The 21774-nt window shown below is 69.4% G+C and carries 24 protein-coding genes; 11 read left to right on the forward strand and 13 right to left on the reverse strand.

Going from position 1 to position 21774, the window contains the following annotated elements; all coding sequences use genetic code 11:
- Positions 1 to 43: 43 nt before the first annotated feature.
- Positions 44 to 631, forward strand: a complete 588-nt coding sequence (locus tag MW290_RS10690) for a PAS domain-containing protein (RefSeq protein ID WP_250194643.1) — start codon at positions 44 to 46, stop codon at positions 629 to 631.
- Here the strand turns inward: MW290_RS10690 and MW290_RS10695 are convergent.
- The gene (locus tag MW290_RS10695) at positions 628 to 2943 is read right to left on the reverse strand and encodes a putative bifunctional diguanylate cyclase/phosphodiesterase (protein WP_250194644.1); all 2316 of its coding nucleotides are present in this window, start codon (positions 2941 to 2943) and stop codon (positions 628 to 630) included. The two genes, MW290_RS10690 and MW290_RS10695, sit on opposite strands and share 4 nt — an antisense overlap.
- 226 nt (positions 2944 to 3169) lie before the next feature.
- Between MW290_RS10695 and MW290_RS33135 the strand changes: the two genes are divergently transcribed.
- Positions 3170 to 4729, forward strand: coding sequence for a methyl-accepting chemotaxis protein (locus MW290_RS33135; RefSeq protein ID WP_310740074.1), 1560 nt, complete (start codon positions 3170 to 3172; stop codon positions 4727 to 4729).
- A gap of 122 nt (positions 4730 to 4851) precedes the next feature.
- On the opposite strand, the gene MW290_RS10710 is transcribed toward MW290_RS33135, so the two are convergent.
- Positions 4852 to 6012, reverse strand: coding sequence for a DSD1 family PLP-dependent enzyme (locus MW290_RS10710; protein WP_250194645.1), 1161 nt, complete (start codon positions 6010 to 6012; stop codon positions 4852 to 4854).
- A gap of 168 nt (positions 6013 to 6180) precedes the next feature.
- Here MW290_RS10710 and MW290_RS10715 point away from each other — a divergent pair, with 168 nt between their 5' ends.
- Together MW290_RS10715 and MW290_RS10720 are read left to right on the forward strand one after the other, a co-directional pair.
- Complete coding sequence (locus MW290_RS10715) at positions 6181 to 6828, forward strand: glutathione S-transferase family protein (protein WP_250194646.1); 648 nt, start codon at positions 6181 to 6183, stop codon at positions 6826 to 6828.
- Positions 6829 to 6833: 5 nt separating this feature from the next.
- Positions 6834 to 7757 (forward strand): pyridoxamine 5'-phosphate oxidase family protein, encoded by a 924-nt coding sequence (locus MW290_RS10720; RefSeq protein ID WP_250194647.1) that lies wholly within the window; start codon positions 6834 to 6836, stop codon positions 7755 to 7757.
- Positions 7758 to 7769: 12 nt separating this feature from the next.
- Here MW290_RS10720 and MW290_RS10725 read toward each other — a convergent pair whose 3' ends face one another.
- The 6 genes from MW290_RS10725 to MW290_RS10750 all read right to left on the reverse strand — a co-directional run bounded on the left by MW290_RS10725 (position 7770) and on the right by MW290_RS10750 (position 12743).
- Positions 7770 to 8672: a LysR substrate-binding domain-containing protein gene (locus MW290_RS10725; protein WP_250194648.1), complete on the reverse strand. Its 903-nt coding sequence runs from the start codon at positions 8670 to 8672 to the stop codon at positions 7770 to 7772.
- Between the two features lie 72 nt (positions 8673 to 8744).
- Positions 8745 to 9773 (reverse strand): alpha/beta hydrolase, encoded by a 1029-nt coding sequence (locus MW290_RS10730; protein ID WP_250194649.1) that lies wholly within the window; start codon positions 9771 to 9773, stop codon positions 8745 to 8747.
- A complete protein-coding gene (locus MW290_RS10735) occupies positions 9770 to 10135 on the reverse strand; it encodes a PEP-CTERM sorting domain-containing protein (protein ID WP_250194650.1) in 366 nt (121 codons plus the stop codon). Before MW290_RS10735 ends, MW290_RS10730 begins: the two co-directional genes overlap by 4 nt.
- Positions 10136 to 10612, reverse strand: coding sequence for a hypothetical protein (locus MW290_RS10740; protein ID WP_250194651.1), 477 nt, complete (start codon positions 10610 to 10612; stop codon positions 10136 to 10138). It abuts the gene before it with no gap.
- 69 nt (positions 10613 to 10681) lie between these two features.
- Positions 10682 to 11761: a hypothetical protein gene (locus MW290_RS10745; protein ID WP_250194652.1), complete on the reverse strand. Its 1080-nt coding sequence runs from the start codon at positions 11759 to 11761 to the stop codon at positions 10682 to 10684.
- Between the two features lie 25 nt (positions 11762 to 11786).
- Positions 11787 to 12743, reverse strand: coding sequence for a PEP-CTERM sorting domain-containing protein (locus MW290_RS10750; protein WP_250194653.1), 957 nt, complete (start codon positions 12741 to 12743; stop codon positions 11787 to 11789).
- 164 nt (positions 12744 to 12907) lie between these two features.
- On the opposite strand from MW290_RS10750, the gene MW290_RS10755 reads away from it, so the two are divergent.
- From MW290_RS10755 to MW290_RS10765, 3 genes are read left to right on the forward strand one after another with little or no spacing between them, the layout of a single operon-like run.
- On the forward strand, positions 12908 to 13480 hold the full coding sequence (locus tag MW290_RS10755) for a hypothetical protein (protein ID WP_250194654.1): 573 nt from the start codon (positions 12908 to 12910) through the stop codon (positions 13478 to 13480).
- Positions 13481 to 13501: 21 nt separating this feature from the next.
- Positions 13502 to 14053, forward strand: coding sequence for a beta propeller repeat protein (locus MW290_RS10760; RefSeq protein WP_250194655.1), 552 nt, complete (start codon positions 13502 to 13504; stop codon positions 14051 to 14053).
- Positions 14001 to 14333, forward strand: a complete 333-nt coding sequence (locus MW290_RS10765) for a DMT family transporter (protein WP_250194656.1) — start codon at positions 14001 to 14003, stop codon at positions 14331 to 14333. Before MW290_RS10760 ends, MW290_RS10765 begins: the two co-directional genes overlap by 53 nt.
- A gap of 219 nt (positions 14334 to 14552) precedes the next feature.
- Here the strand turns inward: MW290_RS10765 and MW290_RS10770 are convergent, their stop codons facing one another.
- From MW290_RS10770 to MW290_RS10780, 3 genes are all read right to left on the reverse strand, one after another.
- Complete coding sequence (locus MW290_RS10770; RefSeq protein ID WP_250194657.1) at positions 14553 to 15752, reverse strand: RNA polymerase sigma factor; 1200 nt, start codon at positions 15750 to 15752, stop codon at positions 14553 to 14555.
- Between the two features lie 52 nt (positions 15753 to 15804).
- A complete protein-coding gene (locus MW290_RS10775) occupies positions 15805 to 16167 on the reverse strand; it encodes a YciI family protein (RefSeq protein ID WP_250194658.1) in 363 nt (120 codons plus the stop codon).
- A gap of 121 nt (positions 16168 to 16288) precedes the next feature.
- On the reverse strand, positions 16289 to 16657 hold the full coding sequence (locus MW290_RS10780; protein WP_250194659.1) for a YciI family protein: 369 nt from the start codon (positions 16655 to 16657) through the stop codon (positions 16289 to 16291).
- Positions 16658 to 16883: 226 nt separating this feature from the next.
- On the opposite strand from MW290_RS10780, the gene MW290_RS10785 reads away from it, so the two are divergent.
- From MW290_RS10785 to lhpI, 3 genes are all read left to right on the forward strand, one after another.
- The gene (locus tag MW290_RS10785; protein ID WP_250194660.1) at positions 16884 to 17870 is read left to right on the forward strand and encodes a class I SAM-dependent methyltransferase; all 987 of its coding nucleotides are present in this window, start codon (positions 16884 to 16886) and stop codon (positions 17868 to 17870) included.
- A gap of 82 nt (positions 17871 to 17952) precedes the next feature.
- Positions 17953 to 18372 carry an Lrp/AsnC family transcriptional regulator gene (locus MW290_RS10790; protein WP_250196653.1) on the forward strand — a complete coding sequence of 140 codons (420 nt, stop codon included), beginning with the start codon at positions 17953 to 17955 and terminating at the stop codon, positions 18370 to 18372.
- 10 nt (positions 18373 to 18382) lie between these two features.
- Entirely contained in the window at positions 18383 to 19336 is a 954-nt protein-coding gene (gene lhpI / locus MW290_RS10795; RefSeq protein WP_250194661.1) for a bifunctional Delta(1)-pyrroline-2-carboxylate/Delta(1)-piperideine-2-carboxylate reductase, read from the forward strand.
- On the opposite strand, the gene ocd is transcribed toward lhpI, so the two are convergent.
- Entirely contained in the window at positions 19229 to 20413 is a 1185-nt protein-coding gene (ocd, locus tag MW290_RS10800; RefSeq protein WP_310740075.1) for an ornithine cyclodeaminase, read from the reverse strand. The genes lhpI and ocd overlap by 108 nt on opposite strands.
- A 236-nt stretch (positions 20414 to 20649) precedes the next feature.
- Between ocd and MW290_RS10805 the strand changes: the two genes are divergently transcribed.
- Positions 20650 to 21153 (forward strand): BLUF domain-containing protein, encoded by a 504-nt coding sequence (locus MW290_RS10805; RefSeq protein WP_250194662.1) that lies wholly within the window; start codon positions 20650 to 20652, stop codon positions 21151 to 21153.
- Here MW290_RS10805 and MW290_RS10810 read toward each other — a convergent pair.
- Positions 21120 to 21737, reverse strand: a complete 618-nt coding sequence (locus MW290_RS10810) for a response regulator transcription factor (protein WP_250194663.1) — start codon at positions 21735 to 21737, stop codon at positions 21120 to 21122. The genes MW290_RS10805 and MW290_RS10810 overlap by 34 nt on opposite strands.
- Positions 21738 to 21774 lie beyond the last annotated feature (37 nt).

A 21774-nucleotide genomic window follows, 5' to 3' on the forward strand; every position in this document is an offset into this window, starting at 1 on the left:
ATCGAGCGGTGTCGGGGGGTGTGCGGCGCTACCATGAGCCGCCATGGAGCAGCAGTCCCCGGCCCTGATCGATTGGCAACCCGCGGTGGAGGCCGGTGAACTGGGCCTGTGGGACCTGCGCCCCAAGCTGGAGACGGTGCACCACTCACCCACCTGGAAGCAGCGGCTGGGCTTTCCTGACCCGCATGCCGCCGACAGCACGCACTTCTGGCGCTGCCGTGTGCACCCCGACGACCTGGAGCCGATGCTGGACGCGATGCGTGCCCACCTGCGCGGTACCGAGCCGCGCTACGAGGCCGTGTTCCGCCTGCGCAGCAACGGGTCGGGCTACCGGCGGCTGCATTCGCGCGGGCGTGTGGTGGCGCGTGCCGAAGGCGGCCAGGCGTTGCGCATCGTCGGCACCATGATCGACCTGACCGACCGACCCGCCACCCCGGGCGGCGGCCTGCCGGCCGGCCCCCGCGGCCCCACGGCCGGTCAGCCGCTCGATCTGCCGTTTCACCTGCTGCTCGGCGCCACGCCCGGTGCCTGCGGGAACACGGCCCAGGGCCGCGAGCGGGAGCGCCTGTTCGGGCTGGTGGAAGACCTGATCCTCGATTCGCTGGCGCAGCTGCGCACGCTGGGGCGTTAAGCGGCCTGGGGCTCTGGCTGCCGCCAAGCCTGCATCAGGGCTTGCAGACCGGCCAACGGTTGCGCGGGCGACACCAGGTAGCCCTGGATCTCGGTGCAACCCACGCTGCGCAGCACCGCCAGCTGCTCGCTGGATTCCACGCCTTCGCACACGGTGCGCATGCCCAGCGTGTGGGCCATGCTGGCGATGGTCTGCACGATGGCATGGGCATCGCGGCGCAGCAGCACCTCGCTGATGAAGGCGCGGTCGATCTTCAGCGTGTCGAACGGGAAGCGCCGCAGGTAGGCCAGTGACGAATAGCCGGTGCCGAAGTCGTCCAGCGCCACGCGCACGCCCAGCCCGCGCAGTGCGCGCAGGCGTTCCAGCACGCCGTCGATGTCGCCCATGAAGATCGATTCGGTGATCTCCAGCTCCAGCCGGGTGGCCGGCAGGCCGGTGTCACGCAGCACCGCGCGCACGCGCTCCACGTAGTGCTCGTCGCGCAGCTGCTGGGGCGATACGTTGACCGAAACCACCAGCCCAGCCAGCGCAGTGGCGCCGGCCCGGCAGGCTTCGGTCAGCACCCAGTGGCCGATTTCGTCGATCAGGCCGGTCTGCTCGGCCGCGACGATGAACTCGGCCGGCGACACCGCGCCCAGTTCAGGGTGCTGCCAGCGCAGCAGCGCCTCGGCGCCCACCACCTTCCACTCGGCGATGTCGACCTTGGGTTGCCAGTGCAGGCTCAACTGCCCGCGTTGCAGCGCATGGCGCAGCCCCTGCTCGACATCGCTGCGGCGGCGGCTGCGTGCGCCCAGCGCGGCGGTGTACATCGTGTGGCGGCCGCGGCCTTCTTCCTTGGAGGCGTACAGCGCCATGTCGGCACGCACCAGCAATTCGTCGACGTCGCCGCTGTCGGCACTGAAGGCGCTGCCCACGCTGCCGCCCAGCCGCAGCCGGCGGCCGTTGAGCTCCACCGGCTGTGCCAGCGCGTCCAGCAGCCGCTGGGCGAGGGAGGCCACATCGGCTGCATCACCGGGCCGGTGCATCACCACTGCAAACTCGTCGCCGCCCAGACGGGCCACCAGATCGCCGGGGCGCACACATTGGGACAGGCGGTGGCCCAGGGCGCGCAGGGCTTCGTCGCCCACCGAATGGCCCAAGGTGTCGTTCACCGCCTTGAAATGGTCGAGGTCGATCGACAGCAGCGCCACCGGCGCCTGGGCCCTGGCAGCCTCTGTCAGCGTGTGCCGCAGCGTGTGGCGGTTGGCCAGGCCGGTGAGGGAGTCGCTGTGCGCCAGCTCCTGCAATCGGGCCTGCGCCATGCGCCGTTCGGTGACGTCGGACAGCACGCCGCGCCAGCCCACGGTGCGGCCGTGGTCGTCGATGATGCGCTTGCCCTGCACCAGCAGGTGGCGCACGCTGCCATCGTCCAGCCGCAGGCTCAGCGGCAGATTGCGAAAGGGCCGGCCTGCGCCCAGCACTTCGCGCAGCGCCGGCAGTCCTTCGACCACGCGCTCGGCCAGGATGGTCTGCAGCGGCCGACGAGTCGGCGTGGACAGCTGCGGCCCCAGGATCTCCAGCAGCCGCGGCGACCAGTGGCTGAGCCGGCCTTCGGCGTCAGATTGCCACAGCGCGTCGTCGGCGTTCTGCTCGAAGTCGTCCAGCAGCACCTCCAGCATGTGCTGCTGCCGTTCGGCCTGTGCCTGTGCACGCAGCAGGGCCACCTGCTTGCGCCCGGCTGCTTGCGCACCCAGCGCCACCACCGGTCCGTAGAACGCCATCAGCCACTCGACGCCCATCAGGGCGGGGTCCTGGTGCCTGATCAGGCCGCCCACCGCCGCCAGCGTCAGCAGCGCGGACCAGGCCAGGCTGGCCAGCGGCAGCGGACTGAGCACAAAGGCCCCCGTGGCCATCAGACCCGCCAGCAGCGTGGCGATCAGCAGTTGCGGGGCCGGTGCTGCGCCCGGAAACCACAGCAAGGGCGCTGCGGCCCACAGCCCCGCCAAAAGGGCTGCATGGGCCGTTGCCCGGTGCAGCGCCCGCACCGAGGCCGCCACCGGCCGGTGGTTGCGGCGGCGCCACCAGGCCAGGCAGGCCATGAAGGCCAGGCCGATCAGCATCAGGTACCACTCGATGAAGCCGGCAGCCAGGCGATGCTTGAACGACCACAGCACCAGCGTGGCGCAGCCGGCGTTGGCGGCCATCATCAACGGCGTCAGCCGCAGCACCTGGGCCAGCAGCGCGGCGCGGATGCCTGCCGTCTCGGCATCGGTGGCCGAGTACAGCACGCGGATTTCACGGAGCGCCTCGCGCCATCCGTTGGGTGAGTTCATGGCGGCTTGGCCCGGTGAGTCGGTGAGGGGCGAAGCTCTGGTATCGGCTCAAGCGCTGCTATTTTTAGCAATTGAGCCGACTGTTTTTATCACATTGCAGCGATTGCACAGGTATCTGCCCACTTGCACTCAAGTGCGCGCACCGAATGACGAAGCTAGGCCAGATCTGAGGCCCCACTCGAGGCTCGATCGCACCCGCATCACCTCGATCTACGTGAGACAACCGATGAATTCGCTTTCCTTGTCACGCCGCCTGACGCTGTCGTTCGCGCTGCTGCTCTTGCTGCTCGCCGCTGTGGCCGGCCTCGGGCTCTACCGCATGTCGCAGATCCAGGCCAGCCTGGAGAACATCGCCTACGTCAACAACGAGCAGGCGCGCCTGGCGGTGAAGATGCGGGTGTCCATCAACCAGGTGGCCACCTACACCCGCAACGTCGTGCTGATCGAAGACGACGCCGGCATGGCGGCCGAGATGGAGCGCCTGAAGCAGGCACGCCAGCGTTATGACGAGGCGGACAAGGCGCTGGAGGTCGCTTTCCAGCATCCCAACACGACGCCCGAGGAAAAGGCCTTGTTCGCCAAGATTCGCGAACTGCGCGCCACCACGCGGCCCTTGGTCGACAAGGTGCTGGCCCATGGCTTGAAGAACGAGACCGAGCAGGCCAAGGAAGTGCTGCTGCGCGAGGTCACGGGTCCGCAGGGCGACTGGCTGACCGCGCTGGGTGAACTGGCCGACCTGGAAGACAAGCTGAACGCGAACGAGGCTGCCGCTGCGCGCGAGCACTACCAGACCGGCCGCAACCTTTCCATCGCGATGACGCTGCTGGCCCTGGTGATCGGGGCGGTGGCCGCCACGCTGATCGTGCGCAGCGTGCAGCGCCAGCTGGGCGCTGAGCCCGACTACGCGCTCGAGGTGGTGCGCCGCATCGCCAGCGGCGACCTGTCGCAGCCCATCGCGCTGCGCCCGGGCGACCGGGGCAGCCTGCTGTCGGCCATGCAGGAGATGCAGCAGTTCCTGGCCCGCATGGTCAAGGACATCCGCTCGGGCTCGGAGAGCATCGCCACCGGCTCCAACCAGATCGCGATCGGCAATGCCGACCTGTCGCAGCGCACCGAAGAGCAGGCCAGCAACCTGCAGCAGACCGCCGCTTCGATGGAGCAGATGAATGCCACCGTGAAGAGCAACGCCGACACTGCGCGCCAGGCTTCGCAGCTGTCCAGCTCGGCCAGCGCGGTGGCCCTGCAGGGCGGCGAGGTGGTGGGCAAGGTCACCACCACGATGGGCCAGATCACCGATGCCAGCAAGCGCATCGCCGACATCATCGGTGTCATCGACGGCATCGCCTTCCAGACCAACATCCTGGCGCTGAACGCAGCGGTGGAAGCCGCCCGCGCCGGTGAGCAGGGCCGCGGTTTTGCCGTGGTGGCCGGCGAGGTGCGTTCGCTGGCGTCGCGCAGTGCCGAAGCGGCCAAGGAGATCAAGGGCCTGATCAGCCACAGCGTGCAGACGGTGGAGAGCGGCTCGCAACTGGTGGATGAAGCCGGCCGCACCATGGCCGACATCGTGGGCCAGGTGCGCCGCGTCAGCGACCTGCTGGCCGAGATCAGCGCCTCCACCATCGAGCAGACCAGCGGCATCGGCCAGGTGAACGACGCGGTGACCCAGCTCGATCAGGTGACGCAGCAGAACGCCGCGCTGGTGGAGGAGAGCGCCGCCGCCGCGGACAGCCTGCGCATGCAGGCCGACCGCCTGGTGCAGACGGTGGCGGCATTCCGTACCGCTTGAATGTCTGCCCCCAAGCTCGCGTTGCTCGCTGCCCCCCGAGGGGGAGCTCAGTCCCTTGGGGCGGCCCGGCGGGACTGAGTGTCTGCCCCCAAGCTCGCTGCGCTTGCTGGCTGGGATTGCGCCTAGAACATCGCGCCGCGTGCGTCCACCGGCCACACGGCCTCGACCGTTTCGCCGCGAATGGCCACCAGCCAGTCGTGCAGGTTCACGGTCGGGTCGCAGTGGCCGGGAATCAGGCGCAGCTTGTCGCCGACGGCCAGCGGCGCCGCGTCGGCGCCGGTGCTGACGATCACCGTGTGTTCGTCCGAGATGCCCTTGACCTGCCAGCCCGGGTGCAGCACCCGCGGCAGGCCGGCATCCACGCCGAAGGCCTTGAGGCCGCCGTCCAGCACCGCCTGGCCGGGGCGCAGGCTGATCACGCTGCACCAGCCGAACAGCGCATGGCCCAGCGGCGCGCTGTCTTCGGCCAGCGTGTTGGCGGCGTAGTCCACGTCCATCAGCACATAGCTGCCGGGCTGCAGCTCGGTGTACACGCCCGAGGCGGCCTCCAGCGCATAGGTGCCGGTGCCCGCGCCGGTGACGGTGGGGCAGGGCAGGCCGGCCGCGGCCAGCGCCGCCACGGCCTCACGCGCCCGCACCACCGCGCCGGCGATCGCGGCCTGCCGCTCGGTCGGGCTGCGCAGGTGCTGCGCACCACCGTGGTAGGCATGCAGGCCCGCAAAACGCAGGCCCGGTGCGGCAGCCGCGATGGCCTGCGCCAGCGCCACGGCCGCTGACGCGCTGGTGACGCCGCAGCGGCCCTGGCCCACGTCCAGCTCCACCAACACGTCTAGACAAGTACCGGCCTCGCGCGTGGCATCGGCCAGCTGCTGCACCTGCAGCGGATGGTCGGCGCACACCGCCAGCCGGATGCGCCCGGCCAGCTGCGCGGCACGCCGCGCCTTGGCCATGCCCACCAGCTCGTTGGTCACCAGGATGTCGGTGATGCCGGCAGCGGCCAGCGCCTCGGCCTCGCCCAGCTTCTGGCAGCACACGCCCTGGGCGCCTGCCGCGATCTGCCGCTGCGCCACCGCCGCGCACTTGTGCGCCTTGGCATGCGGCCGCACCCGCACGCCGGCCCGCTGCGCGCGCCCATGCACCTGGGCGATGTTGGCGTCCATCACGTCCAGGTCCAGCAACAGGGCCGGCGTATCGACGTCCGCCAGCGGGCAGCCGATGCGAGCGGGGGCCGGCGGAATGACGCGGGCCGTGGTGGCAGCCGTTGGCGATGTGGCGGTGTTCATGCGGACATTGTGGCGGTGTGTGGCAAGCCGCGCAGTGCGGGTGACGGCGAGACTCTTCCACGGCCGGAAACACTGACTTGTGCGGCGCGCGGCTTCTGCTGCAGGGCCCCGGCGGCCACAGTGCGCTCCATGCCGCCAACGCCGGTGGCGCCCACGAAGGAGTACCTCATGACCGCACGCCATGCCCCACCCGCCGCCCCCATCACCCTGTACCGCTACGCCCTGTCGGGCCACGCGCACCGCGCGCAGCTGGCCTTGTCGCTGCTGGACCTGCCGCATGTGCTGGTCGATGTCGACCTGAAGCAGGGCGAACACAAGCAGCCCGCCTTCCTGCGCCTCAACCCCTTCGGGCAGGTGCCGGTGATCGACGACGCCGGCACCGTGGTGCACGACTCCAATGCCATCCTGGTGTACCTGGCCACCCGCCACGACCCGGCCCGCCGCTGGCTGCCGACTGCCCCCGAGGCGCAGGCCGCGGTGCAGGTGTGGTTGTCTGCGGCCGCCGGGCCCATCGCCTTCGGGCCCGCCGCGGCGCGGCTGGTCACGGTGTTCGGCGCCAAGCTGGATGCCGATGGCGCCATCGCCCGCGCCCACCAGCTTCTGAGGGTGATGGAACCGTTGCTGGCCAGCCGCAGCTTCCTGGTGGGCGAGGGGCCGACCATCGCCGACATCGCAGGCTACAGCTACATCTCTGCCGCGCCCGAAGGCAACGTGGACCTGGCGCCTTATCCCGCGGTGCGCGCCTGGCTGCAGCGCATCGAGGCGCTGCCGGGCTTCGTGCCCTTTCCGAAGACGGCGGTTGGCCTGGCGGCCTGAAGATCATGGCCACCCTTCACCACCCCTTTCATGAAGGCGAGCAGGCCGTGCAGCGCTTGATGGGCATGCAGGAGCGCATGGCCGAGATCGGCCCACGCGTGATCCGCGACCACCTGCCCGAGCAGCACCAGCGCTTCTTCGCGCAGTTGCCGATGCTGCTGGCCGGCATGGCCGATGCGCAGGGCCGGCCCTGGGCGTCGGTGCTGGTGGGTGCACCCGGCTTCGTGCAGGCGCCGGATGCGCAGCAGCTGCGCATCGGCGCGCTGCCGCTGCCCGGCGACCCCATGGCCGGCAGCCTGCAGGCGGGCGCCGAGATCGGCCTGCTGGGCATCGAGCCGGCCACGCGCCGGCGCAACCGCGCCAACGGCGTGGTGGGCGCGGTGCAGCCGGATGGCTTCACCGTGGACATCACCCAATCGGTGGGCAACTGCCCGCAGTACATCCAGCGGCGTGTGCCGGTGGCGCCGGCCGAGGGTGCCGTGCCCGCCGGCCAGCCGCCCCAGGCGCTGGATGCGTTGGATGCCGCGGCCCAGGCGCTGGTGGCGCAGGCCGACACCTTGTTCATCGCCACCCGCGCACCCGCCACTGCCGAGCGGTCCGCCGGCGGCGCGGACGTGTCGCACCGCGGCGGACCGGCGGGCTTCGTGAAGGTGGAGGACGAGCGCACGCTGCTGCTGCCCGACTACTCGGGCAACCAGATGTTCATGACCCTGGGCAACCTGCTGGTGGACGATCGGGCCGGCCTGCTGTTCATCGACTTCGACAGCGGCGACCTGCTGACCCTGACCGGCCGCGCCGAGCTGCTGTGGGACGGCCCCGACGTGGCCGCGCTGGACCGTGCCCAGCGTGCGCTGCGCTTCCGGCTGCAGGCCGGCTGGCGCCTGCCGGGGGCGCTGCCGATGCGCTGGCGAAGGGTGGACGGTGCCTGAGCGGCCGGTGGCTCAGTTCAGGAACGGATTGGCCCGCAGGCCCTCCACCGCCAGGTCGATGAAACCGCGCACCTTCTGGGTTGCCCGCCGGCCTTCCAGGTGCACGACGTGGATGGGCAGCGGCGGTGTCTCGAAGGCTTCCAGCACCGGCACCAGCGTGCCTTCGCGCAGCCATGGGGCGGCCTGGTAGCTCAACAGCCGCGCGATGCCGAAATGCGCGCGTGCGGCGGCGATGGCCGCGTCGTTGGTGGTGGTGCGCATGCGCACCGGCAGCGGCAGCACCAACGGCCGGCCGCCTTCGACAAAGCGCCAGTCGGCCACCGGGCTGTTGATGCCGGCCGACACCAGGCGGTGGCCGGTGGCCAGCTCACGCGGGTGCTGCGGCGTGCCGGCTTCGGCCAGGTACTCGGGCGAGGCCACCAGCATGCGGCGCACGCGGCCCACGCGCACCGCCTGCAGCGAAGAGTCGGGCAGCTCACCGATGCGCACCGCCACGTCGATGCCTTCTTCCACGATGTTGACCACGCGGTCGAGGAACAGGCACTGCGCATCCACCTGCGGATGCGCCTGCAGGTAGCGCACCAGCAGCGGCGTGACGTACAGCTGGCCGAACAGCACCGGCGCGGTGATCGTGAGCGTGCCGCGCGGCGCCGCATGGGTGCCGGTGGCGGCCACCTCGGCCTCGTCGATGTCGGCCAGGATGCGCCGGCAGTCGGCCGCATAGCGCGCGCCGGCATCGGTGACCCGCACCACCCGCGTGGTGCGCGTCAGCAGCCGCAGGCCCAGCCGATCCTCCAGTTCCGCCACCGCCCGCGTGACCACGGGCGGAGACAGCTCCAGCTTGCGCGCCGCCGCGGCAAAGCCGCCGCTGTCGACGACGGCGACGAAGACGGTCATGGCTTGGAGGCGGTCCATGGGGTGGGCTTGGCAAGTGGAGAAGGCTGTCCTGGGTGCTCGTCACACTCGACGCATCGACCAGGCGCCAGGTCAGCGAGACTGCATGCCGATCACGGTCAAGACGGCATCGGTGACGGCGTGCGGCTGGTCCAAGTGGATGTCGTGCCCGGCCCCGGCCACGATGCGGTTCTGGCCACGCGACGACAAGGCGGCGATTTCCTCGTGAGATTGGAGCACGTCGTCCTCGAAGGCCTTGTTGGTGGCGCTTTGCGGCTGGCCTGGCTGCGCGAACGGACTCACTCCGCGGGTCAGGTAGATCAGCGGAAGATTGCCGAAGGACCTTCGCGCCGCACGAAGCTCGCTCGCGGTTCGGGTGTCGTAGTTCTTGCGCTCAGAGGCCATGGCATCCCAACGACGCAGACCCTGACGGGCCGCCTTCACGGCAGGCCAGAGCGCGGGTCCGTAAGTCGCTGATTCGTCGTCGATGCAGCGAGCCCAAGCCTCGGTGCCTTCATGCAGGCCGGCCCGGGCTGCCGACCGACATTGCTCGAAGGCCGCATCCATCTGCGTGCGCAGCAGCTTCAGCTTGCCCTGCGTCACCCTGTTGCCTCGGACCGCCGCGTCCTCATGATCGGCGTCCACCAGCACCAGGCCGCCAATGCCCTTTGGATAGGTATAGGCATACAGCTGGGCTATCCGTCCACCGTACGAATGACCGACCAGGACGATGGGCGCTGCGATGTGCGCAGCACGGAGAAGGGCATGCAGGTCTGCAACGGCATTGCGCGCCGTGCCCGGCCGGCTTGCCGGATCGCTGAACCCGTATCCGGCGCGGTCGTAGACACAGGCTCGCGCCACCTTGGCGACCTCGGCATGCACGCGAAACCATGTCCAGGCCTCGTCACCCATGCCCGACTCGAAGACCACAGTGGGACTGCCGGTGCCACGGCAGTAGAGGTTGAGTCTCCGGCCCTGGCCCACATCGACTCTGGTGTGAGGCACCGCGTAGTCACCCGCCGTCGACGGCACCTCGTTCTGCGCGAGCGTGTTCGCAGGGACGCTGGTGGCTGCGACGCAGGTGAGCCACAGCAGCCTGAGGAATGTGGTGCGAGGTCTCATGGAGTCTTCTCCAGCTTCACGAACCGTTGTCCAGTCCGTCGGCGCACGAGGCATCCCAAGAACAGCAGCCCAGCGGCCGACATGCAGAGGGTGCTGGGCTCCGGTACCGGGGTGGCGACGAAGGCGCGGTAGCCGCCGTCCGCCGTCGCGTAGTGGCCGACGATCACGCCGGCGTTGTTCAGGCCTTCGACGAAGGTCTCTTCGCTGCCGCCCGCCTGGAAACGCTCGACCACGCCCGAGGCCGAGAGATGAAAGCCCAGCACGGGGCCGCCCTCGTCCCACACCCGGCCAGCCAGATCACCCTGATCGTTGATACCGCGAAGGTAGGTGGACCCGATCGCAGTCTGGTGAACGCGGTACACCTAGGTGGACAAGTTGGTGCTGCCGCCACCTCGCAGTCCTGTGAGGTACCTTCCGTCGGGCGAGATGCCCCGCACATACAGACCTTCGGCGACAAGGGTGAACTTGCCGTTCTCGTACAGGTAGGTCCAAGGCAGCGAATCCGGCCGGTCCGCGCTGGAGACGGCCACGGCCACGACGCCGGTGTTGCTGATGGCCTGCGCGCTGAAGGAGTTGCCGAGACTGGCATCGAAGATCTTTTCGACGGTGCCGCCGCGCAGCACGAAGCCATAAGAGACGGTGTCGTCCCCGGCTTGTCCCACCATGTCGCCCCGGTCGTTGATGCCGAACAGCAAGGTCACGGGTGCCACTACCGCGGTAAGGTCCTTCACCTGGTAGGCAGCCGACGCCGCCAATCCGATCAGCAAGCCGGGCAGCACGACCAGATGCTTGCATGCCGACAGAGCGTTGCCGACGCGCGATAGGTTCAACTTCTTCATGGTCATCTCAGTTCGTGGTTGACGGAGCTTGGCTAGGAGCGACGTTTTGCATGTCCAGAGTCGACGGGATCACTTCTCGAGCGCTGTGAGTTCACCCATGGCGGATGCGTCGATGACTCGTTTTGAAAGGGCCTGTGCGGCGGCGCAGGACCACCGCTGCTCCATCGGATCCTTGACGTCTGCCGCCTTGCGTTGCGCCGCCTGAAGCCTGGTTTGCAGCGCATCCGTCCTTTCGGTGGACCAGCCGCCTCGGCGTGCGATGGACAGTGCCACGGTGGCGTCCAACAGGCTTGCGCCTGGGCGCACCAGTTGGTCTGCCAGGTGCCCGCAGGCGATCTTCCGGTTGGCGTCGGCCATGGCTGCAGCGCTGCAATGCCGCACAAGCCCGACATGGCCCGGCAGCCCCACCGCGAGCCCCGCCCGCATGGCTGCCTCGACGACCCCCATGCGCCCCACGGCGCGTTCTGGTGGCCAGGGAACGCCGGCCAAAACGGCGGCAGCCAGGTGCACGCGCTGCTCCATTCGCGGCGCGCGCTCGGCGCGGACGATGGCGGCAGCGGCGCTCGCTTCATCGCCTTGAAGCATCGCGTCGTCTGCTATCGCAAGCCACACTGCCGCGTTGTCTGGCTCGAGCTCAGCTTGCCTGGTGAGGCTGAGCTCGCGGCAAGCCGGCGTATCCGGCTCCAGCAAGCAAGCCTGGCGGGCGAGGGTGTAGAGCGCCGGATCGCGCGTGTGACGGGCAGAGGCGATGAGCGCCTGCCTGTCGGGCGCCTCGGCCAACAAGGCCGCGGCGGCCCGCACGAGAGGGTCGGGGTGAGCCAAGGCGTGACTCAGGAAGGCCAAGGACTCGGTTTGCAGTGCGGCGTGCTTGCGCTGCCTTTCGTCCTCGCTGTCGGTGTCGGACGGGATGGGCCAGGCGACGCAGGCGCCAGTCTGGCTGCTGGTTGTCGCCGTCGACGGCGCTGCCGTAGGGGCAGGTTTGGCCACTTCACTGGCTGCTTGTGCTGGGGCACTTTTGTTCCCGGCGGCGGCAGTCGGCAGGGCATTGCCAGCGGTGGCTTCCCTGTTCTCGCATGAGCGAACGCCGAACCAGAGAACCGCAGCGAGCACGATCGTGCACAGTGCGATTTTGCGGAGGCGGGGGCTCATCCGCTGGCCACCTATGGCGAGTAAATCACTGTCGACGGGTCGCTGCGCAGGTCGACGTCAGTTGACGGCGCCGCCACCAACCGACGAAGCCAAGGCCCGCGACCAACATGCCGGCGACACCCGGCTCAGGAACGGCCGATGGCATGGCGATGAAGGCCTGGGAGTTCCCGTCGGCCGTGAGGTACGAGCCCACGATCACACCGGCGTTGTTGAGTCCGGACAAGAAGGTGTCCACGCCAGGGCCGGCTTGGAAGGTCTCGACGTCACCAGCCGCGCTCATGTAAAAGCCAACGAGCTGCCCGCCGGAGGTGAACCGACCCACCACATCGCCTTGGTCGTTGATGCCGCGCAGCGCCGTCTGTCCCGGGTCATCAACATGCAGCTGGTAGTCCCGAGCTTCGCCCGTGTGCAGATTGAGCGTGGTGCCGACTACTTTGGTGTGTCCGCTGCCTGGCACATCAGCGCGCCGGTTGCCGACGACGACCCCGCTGCTGTTGATGTCGGCCAAAAAGGAGTAGCCATCGAAGGACAGGTAAGCGCTGGTCACCGTGTCATAGACGAAAGCCCCCCCTCCGTCTCGCCCGCCGGTGACGTACCGGCCATCGGGCGAGATGCCGCGCGGATACAGCCCGACCCCGAGAAACGTCAGCTTGCCTTTTTCCCAAAGGTAGGAGGACCCTACGGGATCCGATTCCGACGCCGCCGTGACCACCACCACGCCGGTATTGCTGATGGCCCACGCGGTGAAGGACGAGCCCAGAGAAGCATCGAAGATGGTCTCAACGGCACCATCCAGGACCACGAATGCGTATCTACTGCTGGAGTCTCCAGCACTCCCCACCATATCGCCGCGGTCGTTGATGCCGTAGAGCGAAACGTCGTCGGCGGCGACGCCCTTGAAGTCGGTGACCTGGTATGCGGCAAAGGCCGATGACGCAGCCAGAGTCAAAAGCGGAAAGGCGGCCAGGCGGGTGAACAACATTCAGGCACTCGCTCAAGTTGAGACGGCGGATGCTAACGGCGAGGCCTATTCGGTTTGCACGCGAACGCAAGAGCCTGGAGGTGAAAAGTTGCCCATCGGCTGTAGGCGCAAATGGATGTCCACCCGACTCCAATCACCTGACGAGTCGCCTGCGTGTCATCGCGTTGCGTCCGGTCAGCCTCCTGAACCCGAAGTGGCAGCAGGTCGAACTGTCGAGCAACGGGCGGCGCGAAGAGATGACTGACGTCACGTTGAGGTCCAATGCGATCTTTCACGGACGTTACTTCGCCACCGAGTCGCTGTATTTCGCCAAGCTGCCCGCAGGCAAGTACGAGGTCACGGGCTTCGGTAGCGCGGGTTCGGGCCCCGGCCTCATCCTCGCGTTGATCGGCAGCGACAGCGCCAAGGCGCAGGCGCTGCCGTCCTTCACCTTCGAGGCGGGGCGGCTGGCGAATCTGGGCACGTTGGTCTTCGCCTCGGAGATGGGCAAGGAACTACCGGAACAGCTGGTTCTGCTGCGCGGTCCGATGGGCCGCAAGAACGCGCTCGATGCCTTGCTGGCAGAGTCCGCACGCGACGCCCTGCCGCTGCCCGCGGGGGGCGGATGGCAGGGCGAAGCCTCCGCGATGGACGAACAGCGGCTGCTTGCGCAGGCCCGCCAGTGGGTGTCTCGGCTTTATCTGCGGGTGGGGGACCAGGGGCTCGCGGGTGGGTCGCACCTCGGGCAGCTGCTGTAGCGCACAGGCCCCAACACCTGGGTGCGCGATGCGGCCGACACCCTGGGGACGATTTTCGCCGTCACGCTCACTCCAGATCGCCTAACGGTGGCCGGCAGCGAGTACGGCACCTACCTGGTCCGGTCCGCCGACGGAGCATGGCAATCGCACCAGCTTCCTGGCGACAGGGGCCACTACTGGATGGACGCTGGCAGCGCGTACAGCCTGGAGTACAGCGCGGGCTTCAGCACGGTGAGCAATTTCCTGCAGAAGACCACCGACGGCGGTGGCCGTTGGCAGAAGCTGGGCAAGCCGCTGGAGACGCCGGACTTCGCGGGGAGCATCGTCTACGCAGATCCGACCGAGGTGCTCGTGCAAGGCCTGAAGGCGCTCTATTCGACGCGCGACGAGGGCCAGACCTGGGTACGCGTCCAGGGTGGATTGCTTGCTAGTATCCGTACCAAAGCAGTGAGGTACCGCTCTCTTCGCCGTCTCACGACCGCGCCCGGTACAGGCGCCAAGTCGGGAGAGGTACTTCCTCATGGACTCCCAGAAGTTCTCGTGGCTGGTTCTGGCTGCCAGTGTCCTGGCTGAGGTTCTCGGCACCCTCGCGCTGCGATACGCAGCCAGCTTCACGAAGTTCTGGCCATCCGCAGCCGTAGTGGCCTGTTATTCCTGCGCCATCTGGCTCATGTCCGTCGCTGTCAAACAGCTTGAGATGGGTCTTGCCTATGCGGTGTGGGCTGGCGTCGGAACTGCACTCACGGCGCTGCTGGGCATGGTCTGGTTCGGGGAAGCGAGCTCGGCATTGCGCATTGCTGGGCTAGGGTGCATCGTGTTCGGAGTGGTCGCACTCAATCTCAGCACCAGGTAGACAGGCTGCACCTTTTCCCAGCGGAAGCGGAGCGGCCAGTCGCCGTGGGTTCAAAGAGCGTGGCGGAGTCGAGCCCCTGAAGCTCGGCTGTACGGCAGCCCCGTCAGAGCTTCACTTCGGCCCGGGTGGACGAGGAGGTGTCCGAGCAGCGACCCAGGGTCGCGCGACCAAGAGAGCGTCCTTGGGCTTCTCACCCCGCTCTGCACTCCCACTGGCGCGTCAGACCCACTGGGCGACCAGGTAGTCGCGCAGGCGCGGGTCCTCGGTCAGGCCGATGGCGCGCTGCAGCGCCGCCTGCCGGCCGGGCGCGCCAGCCAGCCGGAGCACATGGGCGCGCGCCACCCAGTAGGGTGCATAGCTGGCGGCTTCATCCGCCACTGCATCGAGCAGCGCAGCGGCGGCGGCCGGCTCACCGGCCTCAGCCCGTGCCACGGCCTGGCCAACGCGCGCACCGAGGCTGGCGTGGTGATGCACCAGTACGCCATACAGCTCAGCGATGGCGCGCCAGGGTGTCTGCCCCGTGGCTCGCCGCTGCGCATGGGCCGACTGGATGGCCGCCTCGATCTGGAAAGGCCCGGGCTGTCGAAGCCCGGCGGCAGTCCACAGTGCTGCCTCGGCCTCGCGGATGAGCTCGTCGCTCCAGGTGGCCGGGTCCTGCGCCGCCAGCGGCACGAAGCGGCCGTCAGCGTCGAACTGTGCCGCGCGCCGCGCCTCGGCATGCAGCAGCAGGGCCAGCAGTCCCCAGGCTTCTGCCTGATCGGGCAGAAGCTGCGGCGTCAGGCGGGCCAGGAAGAGGGCTTCCTCGCGCAGGTCCCCGACTGGGCTGTCCGGCGCATGGCGGCCCAGGGTGTAGGCGGCGTAGACCGCCTCCAGCACGGCCGCCATGCGCTCGGGCAGCTCGCGGGCCTCCGGGGTCTCGAAGCGCAGACCGGCTTCGCGGATCTTGGCCTTGGCGCGCACCAGGCGTTGAGCCATCGCCGTGGGCGAGACCAGGAACGCGCTGGCGATGACCTTGGCGTCCAGCCCCAGCACAGCCTGCAGCATCAGCGGCGCGTGCACGTTGGCCGCGATGGCCGGATGGGCGCACACGAACATCAGCTGAAGCCGGGCGTCGGGCACGGCCTCGCGCGCGGGCGCCTCGGGCTCTTTGTCATCGAGCAAGGCGGTGACGCGCGGGTCCAGTGTCACGCGGGTGTGGCGGGCGTGGTGCAGCAGGCGGCGCTGGGCCGCCGCAGCCAGCCAGGCCTCGGGCGCGTCCGGCACGCCCTGCCCGGGCCAGTGCCGCAGCGCAGCGGCAAAGGCGTCGGCCAGAGCGTCCTCGGCGGCGGCAAGGTCGCGCCATTGCCAGGCCAGGCGCGCCACAAGGCGGCCGTAGCTCTCGCGGGCAACGCGCTCGGCCACCGACGCCGCGTCGCTCATGAGCTCACCGCCACGCGGAGGTTCGCCAGAGTGAAGTGGCGCTGCGCCTTGTTCATGCCGTCGCGGGCGGCGGCAGCACCGGCCGCACCTCGACGCTGCCGGCTGACGCGCAGGGCGCACGCGCCGCCCACTTCAGCGCGTCTTCCAGGCTGGCCGTCTCGAGGATGACGTAGCCGCCCAGGTGCTCGTGGGTGTCAGCGAAGGGGCCGTCCTGCACATGGCGTTTGTCGCCTGCCATTCGCACCTGCGTGGCGGTGCGCGGCGCTTGCAGCGCGTTGCCGCTGACGACGCTGCCACTGCCATACATGGCGCCCATGTAGGCCTGCCAGGCTCCCCAGTAGGCGGGCGCGGCGGCTGGGTCGTCGCGACGGGCGACTTCGGCGGTGGTCTCTTTGAAGACGAGCATGAATTGCATCGGGATCTCCGTGAAGTTCGGGCAGGGTGTGGCGCCGGTGGCATCGCTGTGCCGCCACGATAGCGCCGCGCGCGGACGCACGGCCCGGCGGTTCACCGCAGCGGCTTGGCCCGGTGCGGGTTCACGCGGCTGCTTCTGTCAGCGGCGGTGGTAGCACCGGCCGCACTTCCACGCTGCCGGCCGACGCACACGGCGCCCGGGCTGCCCACTCCAGCGCCACGTCCAGCGTGGGCACGTCGACAACGAAGTAGCCGCCCAGGTGCTCGTGAGCGTCGGCGATGGGGCCGTCCTGCACCTGGCGCTTGCCGCTCACCACCCGAACCCGCGTTCCGGTGCGCGGGTGCAACAGGCCATGGCCGCTCCTGGCGCAGCCGCTGGCAAACATGGCCATGACGTAGCTGTTCCAGGCACCCCAGTAAGCGGCGTCGGCGGCGTCATCTCGGCGGCCGGCTTCGGCGGTGGACTCGTTGAAGATCAGCATGAATTGCATTCGGGTTCTCCTTCGGCGGCCCGCGCACCGTGCGCGTTCCTGACATGGAGATGCGCGGCCGGGCGCCTGATCGACAGCGGAAGAAAAAAACTTCTGCACCGCCTGCGGAGGTCTTGCGCGCGCTGGCCCACAGGCCTGCGCCGATCGAGCCGACCCAGAGAGGTTGAATGCGCCAACGAATGAGGGGTCAGCCTGCCACCCCAGGTGGCGTACGCTGCCTGCAAACGTGACCGTGTGTGCGTCCCCAGCGTCGCCAACTGTTGTGGCCATGAACCCCCAAAACGCCAGTCGAACTGCCGTGGTGGCTTGCCTCAGCCGAGCGATCCACACACGCACCGACCCGCTGGTGATCCACGCAGATCCCTGGGGCGACCGGCTCTTTTCCGCGGCCACGTGGCACAAGGTCTACCAGTTCGCGCGCATGGGAAATCCGCAGCTGCCCGAGGTGGCAGACGAGGCCGTGGTTCGATCGGCGGTCAGCATGGGCCTGCGGCGCGGCCCGGCGTACCCGAACATGATCGTCCGTTCCCGCTATGCCGAAGACGCGCTGCATGTGGCCGCAGCGCTTGGCATCCGCCAGTACGTCCTGCTCGGGGCCGGGTTCGACAGCTATGCCTTGCGGATGCCGTCGCCCGAGGTCGCATCCGTCACTGAAATCGACCATCCGGCCACGCAGTCGGTCAAGCAGCACTGCATCGCCCAGGCGGGCGTCACCTTGCCCGGTGCGGTCCGCTTCGTCGCCGCCGATCTGTCCACACAGGATTTGGCGGCGGTGCTGGCGCCCTCGCTGCCAGATCCGCGGGCGCCAGCGTTCTTCTCCTGGCTGGGGGTCACCATGTACCTGTCCGAGGAGGCCAACCTGAAGACGCTTCGCGCCGTGGCTGCCACGGCGGCCCCTGGCAGCGAGCTGGTCTTCGAGTACGTGGACCAGCGCTTCTTCGACGCCCACCGCGCATTGACCGAGGCGGAAAGCGCCTTGAAGCAGACCTTGCTGGCGCTGGGCGAGCCCTGGATCTGCGGCTTCGATCCCGCGCAGCTGCCAGACGTGCTGGCCTCGGCCGGCTGGTCGCTGCTGGAAGACGTGGCCGATACCGCGCTGGTCGAACGGTACGACCCCCAAGGCCTGAACGGCATGAAGCCCTGGGGCCTGGGCCGGCTGGCGCGGGTGCGGGTGCGGGTGCATGTGGGGGTGAGTGGGCCCGGCGCTGCGTGAGCCCGCGCTGCGGTGCGGCCCCGGCCGCAGGCGCCTGGGCCCGAACGGCACCCGCCCTGCGTTACCCTCCGCGCCCATGAAGATGGACGACACCGACCGGCAGCTGATCGCCTTGCTGCGGCAGGACGCACGCATGACGGTGGCCACGCTGGCCGCCAAGCTGCGGGTGTCGCGCGGCACGGTGACCAACCGGCTGCGCAAGCTGGAAGATGCGCAGGTGATCGTCGGCTACACCGTGCAGCTGCGGCCGGATGTGGAGCCCAACCTGATCCGCGCCTGGACCAGCGTGCTGGTGGAGGGCAACCAGTCGCGTGCCGTGATCGCCAGCCTGCTGGGTGAGCCGGGCGTGCAGGCGCTGCACGACACCAACGGCCGCTGGGACCTGCTGGTGGAGCTGCGGGCCGAGACCATGGCTGACCTGTCGAAGGTGCTGGAACGGGTGCGGCTGATCAAGGGCATCGCCAATACCGAAACCAGCATCCTGCTGGCCAGCTACCGCTGAAGGGGTGGCAATGAAGATCCTGGACGCCGACGCCACCCGCCAGGCCCTGCCGTTCGAGCGGCTGATTCCGGCGCTGCGCACGATGTTCGCGGCTGGCTGCGAAGTGCCGCGCCGCCACGTGCATGCGGTGGGCGGTGGGCCCGAGGCGGGCGGTTTCACCTCGCTGTTGATGCCGGCCTGGAATGCGCAGCACTACGGCATCAAGACCATCAACATCGCGCCCGGCAACGCCGCCCGCGGTCTGCCGGGGTTGCATGCGGTGTACCAGTTGTTCGATGCCGTCACCGGCGTGCCGCTGGCGCTGCTGGATGGCGACGAGATCACCGCGCGCCGCACGGCCGCGGCTTCGGCGCTGGCGGCTTCCTTCATCGCACCGCCTGAGGCCGGCCGCCTGCTGGTGGTGGGTGCGGGCCGCGTGGCTCGCCTGCTGCCGGCGGCCTATGCCGCGGTGCGGCCTTTGCGCCAGGTGCGGGTGTGGGCACGCAGCGCGGCGGCGGCGCAGGCGCTGGCCGCCGACTGGCGTGCGCAAGGCGTGCCGGCCGAGCCGGTGGACGACCTGGCCGCCGCCGTGCAGCAGTCCGACCTGGTGAGTTGCGCCACGCTGGCGACGGCGCCGGTGGTGCAGGGCGCCTGGCTGCAGCCCGGCAGCCACCTCGACCTGATCGGCAGCTTCACGCCCGCGATGCGCGAGGCCGACGACGCCTGCTTCGCCGGTGCCGCGCTGTACGTGGACACCGAAGAGGCGATGGAGAAAAGCGGCGACCTGCTGGGCCCGATGTCGCGCGGCGTGTTCAGCGCCGCCGACGTGCGCGGCACGCTGGCCACGCTGTGCCGCGGCGCGGCCGGTGAGCCCGGTTCAGTGGTGCAGCGCGATGCCGGCCAGCGCAGCGTCTTCAAGTCGGTGGGCACCGCGCTGGAAGACCTGGCCGCCGCCGTGCTGGCGCTGCAAACCGTCAGCGGCTGAGTCGGCCGCCACGTCGGCCCCGCCGGCCAGCAGGCCGAACAAGTCCTTGGGATCGTCCTGCTGCGGCACCAGCTGCAGCACGCTGCCCAGGCCCAGCCGGGCCGCCGCATCCCGCACGAAGCACAGCGCCGAATAGTCCTCCAGCGCAAAGCCGACCGAGTCGAACAGCGTCACCTGCGCGGCATCGCGCCGGCCGGGCTGTTGGCCGGCCAGCACCTGCCACAGCTCGGTCACGGCAAAGTCGGCCGGCATCTGCTGGATCTCGCCTTCGATGCGGCTTTGCGGCTCGAACTCGACGAACACCGCCGCCTGCTGCAGCACGCCGGGGTGCAGCTCGGTCTTGCCCGGGCAGTCGCCGCCCACGGCATTGAGGTGCATGCCGGGCTCGATCATCTCGGGCGTCAGGATGGTGGCGTTGGTCTTGTCCGCCGTCACCGTGGTCACGATGTCGGCGCCGCGCACGGCCTCGGCGGTGCTGGCACACACCTGCAGCGTCAGGCCCTGGCCGGCCAGGTTGGCCACCAGCTTGGCGGTGGCCTGCGGGTCGGTGTCAAACAGGCGCAACGTGGTGATGCCCAGCAGGTCGCGGAAGGCCAGCGCCTGGAACTCGCTTTGCGCGCCGTTGCCGATCAGCGCCATCACGCGGCTGCCCGGCCGGGCCAGCTCGCGGGCGGCCACGGCCGACATGGCGGCGGTGCGCACGGCGGTGGTGAGGGTCAGCTCCGACAGCAGCCGGGGCACGCCGGTGGCCACGTCGGCCAGCAGGCCGAAGGCCATCACCGTGGGCAGGCCGTGGCGGGTGTTGAGCGGATGGCCATTGACGTACTTGAACGCGAAGTTCACGGCGTCGGCAATGGGCATCAGCTCGATCACGCCGTCGCGCGAGTGGGCGGCGACGCGGGCGGTCTTGTCGAAGCTGGGCCAGCGCAGGAAGTCGGCCTCGATGCGCTCGGCCACGCCGGCGATGAAGGCGGGCAGGCCCAGCCGGTGCACGAGTTGCACCATGTCTTGCACTGACAGGTAGGTGGTACGGGTGTCCGCCTGGCCGGCGGTGGCTTGTCTCTGAGAGCCGTTCATGATTTTTGTGGGTAGTAACGGGGCTTTCAGTGTCAGACAGCTGGTTGACAGGCGGAAGCGTCAATCCTGTGCCAGATTGGCGCTGAATCTGGCGTTGTGCCAGAACCGCCTGACTTTCTGACAGCGGCCCGCCTTTTGCCAAATGACACGCCAACGATGAGAAAGGAGCACACGATGAGTCAACCCTGGCTTCCGATCTGGCTGCTGGGGGCGCCCCTGGTGATGGGCGTGATCGAATGGATCCGCACGCCGAAGGTGCGCCGCTGAACCCGGCACCACCGCCGCCTGGCGCGGCACCCGCCCTGCACCGTGTCTTCTACGTGAGCCGGTGCAGGGCTTCCACCACAGAACTGGACGTGCGCCGGCTGTTCGACAGCTCGCTGCGCAACAACCGTGAACGTGCCATCACCGGCGTGCTCGTGCACACGGGTGGCCATTTCGCCCAGGTGATCGAAGGGCCGGCGCCCGCGGTGCTGAGCACCATGGCCGTGATCGAGGCCGATACCCGGCACGAGGCGGTGGCGCGGCTGCTGCAGGGCAGGCTGCACCGCCGGCAGTTCAATCGGTGGTCGGTGCGTTGGCAGGCTGCGCCCGGTGCCGATGACCTGCTGGCGGCCGTGCTGCAGGAACCGGTGGTGCCGCCCGCACGCGCCCACCGGCTGCTGCGCACCCTGTTCGTCGAGCCGCCAGGCGCGGGCGCGCCAGATCAGGCCAGCTTCAACGGCGCCCGGAACTCATAGCCCACGCGGGCCACGGCGTGCACGGGCGCCGGCCAGCGGCTGGCCTGCTCGATGCGGCGGCGCAGCCGGTACAGCATGGCCTGCAGCGCGTTGTCCATCTCGCCCGCCTGCTCGCCCCACAGCTGCTGCAGCAATTCGCGCCGTTCCACCCGGTGGCGCGGCGCCTGGGCCAGGATGCGCATCACCACCAGCTCGCTGGCGCTGAGCACGACGCGTGTGCCATCGGGCGTCAGCAGGCAGTGGCCTTCCGGCTGCAGCGTCCAAGGCAGGTCCACGGGCAGGGCCGCGCGCACCGTCTGCGCGGACTGCTGGGCGCAGCGGCGCTGCACCGCCCGCACCGCGGCCAGCACATGCGCGGCGGGGGCGGACAGCGGCAGCACGATGTCGGCCCCGGCGTCCAGCGCAGCCGGCAGCTCGGCCTGCGGCCGCCGTGACAGGGCCACGATGCCGGCGTCGGTGCGCTGTCGCAGCACCTTCATCAAGGCGATGCCGCCGATGCCACGCTGTCGCGTCTGCACCAGGTACAGCGGGTGGCCGAAGGCATGGGGCGACAGCAGAAACTCGTCACTGTCGGCCCAGCACATCCAGCGCTCCGCTGGCAGGTCGGCGGCGGGCGTTTGA

Source organism: Aquincola tertiaricarbonis (genome assembly GCF_023573145.1).
GTDB lineage: Bacteria > Pseudomonadota > Gammaproteobacteria > Burkholderiales > Burkholderiaceae_C > Aquincola > Aquincola tertiaricarbonis_B.

What these genes read in the sequence shown, in the direction of transcription:
- MW290_RS10690 (WP_250194643.1), top strand. Translation starts at nt 44, where the DNA reads ATGGAGCAGCAGTCCCCGGCCCTGATCGATTGGCAACCCGCGGTGGAG.
- MW290_RS10695 (WP_250194644.1), bottom strand. Translation starts at nt 2,943, where the DNA reads ATGAACTCACCCAACGGATGGCGCGAGGCGCTCCGTGAAATCCGCGTG.
- MW290_RS33135 (WP_310740074.1), top strand. Translation starts at nt 3,170, where the DNA reads ATGAATTCGCTTTCCTTGTCACGCCGCCTGACGCTGTCGTTCGCGCTG.
- MW290_RS10710 (WP_250194645.1), bottom strand. Translation starts at nt 6,012, where the DNA reads ATGAACACCGCCACATCGCCAACGGCTGCCACCACGGCCCGCGTCATT.
- MW290_RS10715 (WP_250194646.1), top strand. Translation starts at nt 6,181, where the DNA reads ATGACCGCACGCCATGCCCCACCCGCCGCCCCCATCACCCTGTACCGC.
- MW290_RS10720 (WP_250194647.1), top strand. Translation starts at nt 6,834, where the DNA reads ATGGCCACCCTTCACCACCCCTTTCATGAAGGCGAGCAGGCCGTGCAG.
- MW290_RS10725 (WP_250194648.1), bottom strand. Translation starts at nt 8,672, where the DNA reads ATGGACCGCCTCCAAGCCATGACCGTCTTCGTCGCCGTCGTCGACAGC.
- MW290_RS10730 (WP_250194649.1), bottom strand. Translation starts at nt 9,773, where the DNA reads ATGAGACCTCGCACCACATTCCTCAGGCTGCTGTGGCTCACCTGCGTC.
- MW290_RS10740 (WP_250194651.1), bottom strand. Translation starts at nt 10,612, where the DNA reads ATGAAGAAGTTGAACCTATCGCGCGTCGGCAACGCTCTGTCGGCATGC.
- MW290_RS10745 (WP_250194652.1), bottom strand. Translation starts at nt 11,761, where the DNA reads ATGAGCCCCCGCCTCCGCAAAATCGCACTGTGCACGATCGTGCTCGCT.
- MW290_RS10750 (WP_250194653.1), bottom strand. Translation starts at nt 12,743, where the DNA reads ATGTTGTTCACCCGCCTGGCCGCCTTTCCGCTTTTGACTCTGGCTGCG.
- MW290_RS10765 (WP_250194656.1), top strand. Translation starts at nt 14,001, where the DNA reads ATGGACTCCCAGAAGTTCTCGTGGCTGGTTCTGGCTGCCAGTGTCCTG.
- MW290_RS10770 (WP_250194657.1), bottom strand. Translation starts at nt 15,752, where the DNA reads ATGAGCGACGCGGCGTCGGTGGCCGAGCGCGTTGCCCGCGAGAGCTAC.
- MW290_RS10775 (WP_250194658.1), bottom strand. Translation starts at nt 16,167, where the DNA reads ATGCAATTCATGCTCGTCTTCAAAGAGACCACCGCCGAAGTCGCCCGT.
- MW290_RS10780 (WP_250194659.1), bottom strand. Translation starts at nt 16,657, where the DNA reads ATGCAATTCATGCTGATCTTCAACGAGTCCACCGCCGAAGCCGGCCGC.
- MW290_RS10790 (WP_250196653.1), top strand. Translation starts at nt 17,953, where the DNA reads ATGGACGACACCGACCGGCAGCTGATCGCCTTGCTGCGGCAGGACGCA.
- lhpI (WP_250194661.1), top strand. Translation starts at nt 18,383, where the DNA reads ATGAAGATCCTGGACGCCGACGCCACCCGCCAGGCCCTGCCGTTCGAG.
- ocd (WP_310740075.1), bottom strand. Translation starts at nt 20,413, where the DNA reads ATGAACGGCTCTCAGAGACAAGCCACCGCCGGCCAGGCGGACACCCGT.
- MW290_RS10805 (WP_250194662.1), top strand. Translation starts at nt 20,650, where the DNA reads ATGGATCCGCACGCCGAAGGTGCGCCGCTGAACCCGGCACCACCGCCG.
- MW290_RS10810 (WP_250194663.1), bottom strand. Translation starts at nt 21,737, where the DNA reads ATGTGCTGGGCCGACAGTGACGAGTTTCTGCTGTCGCCCCATGCCTTC.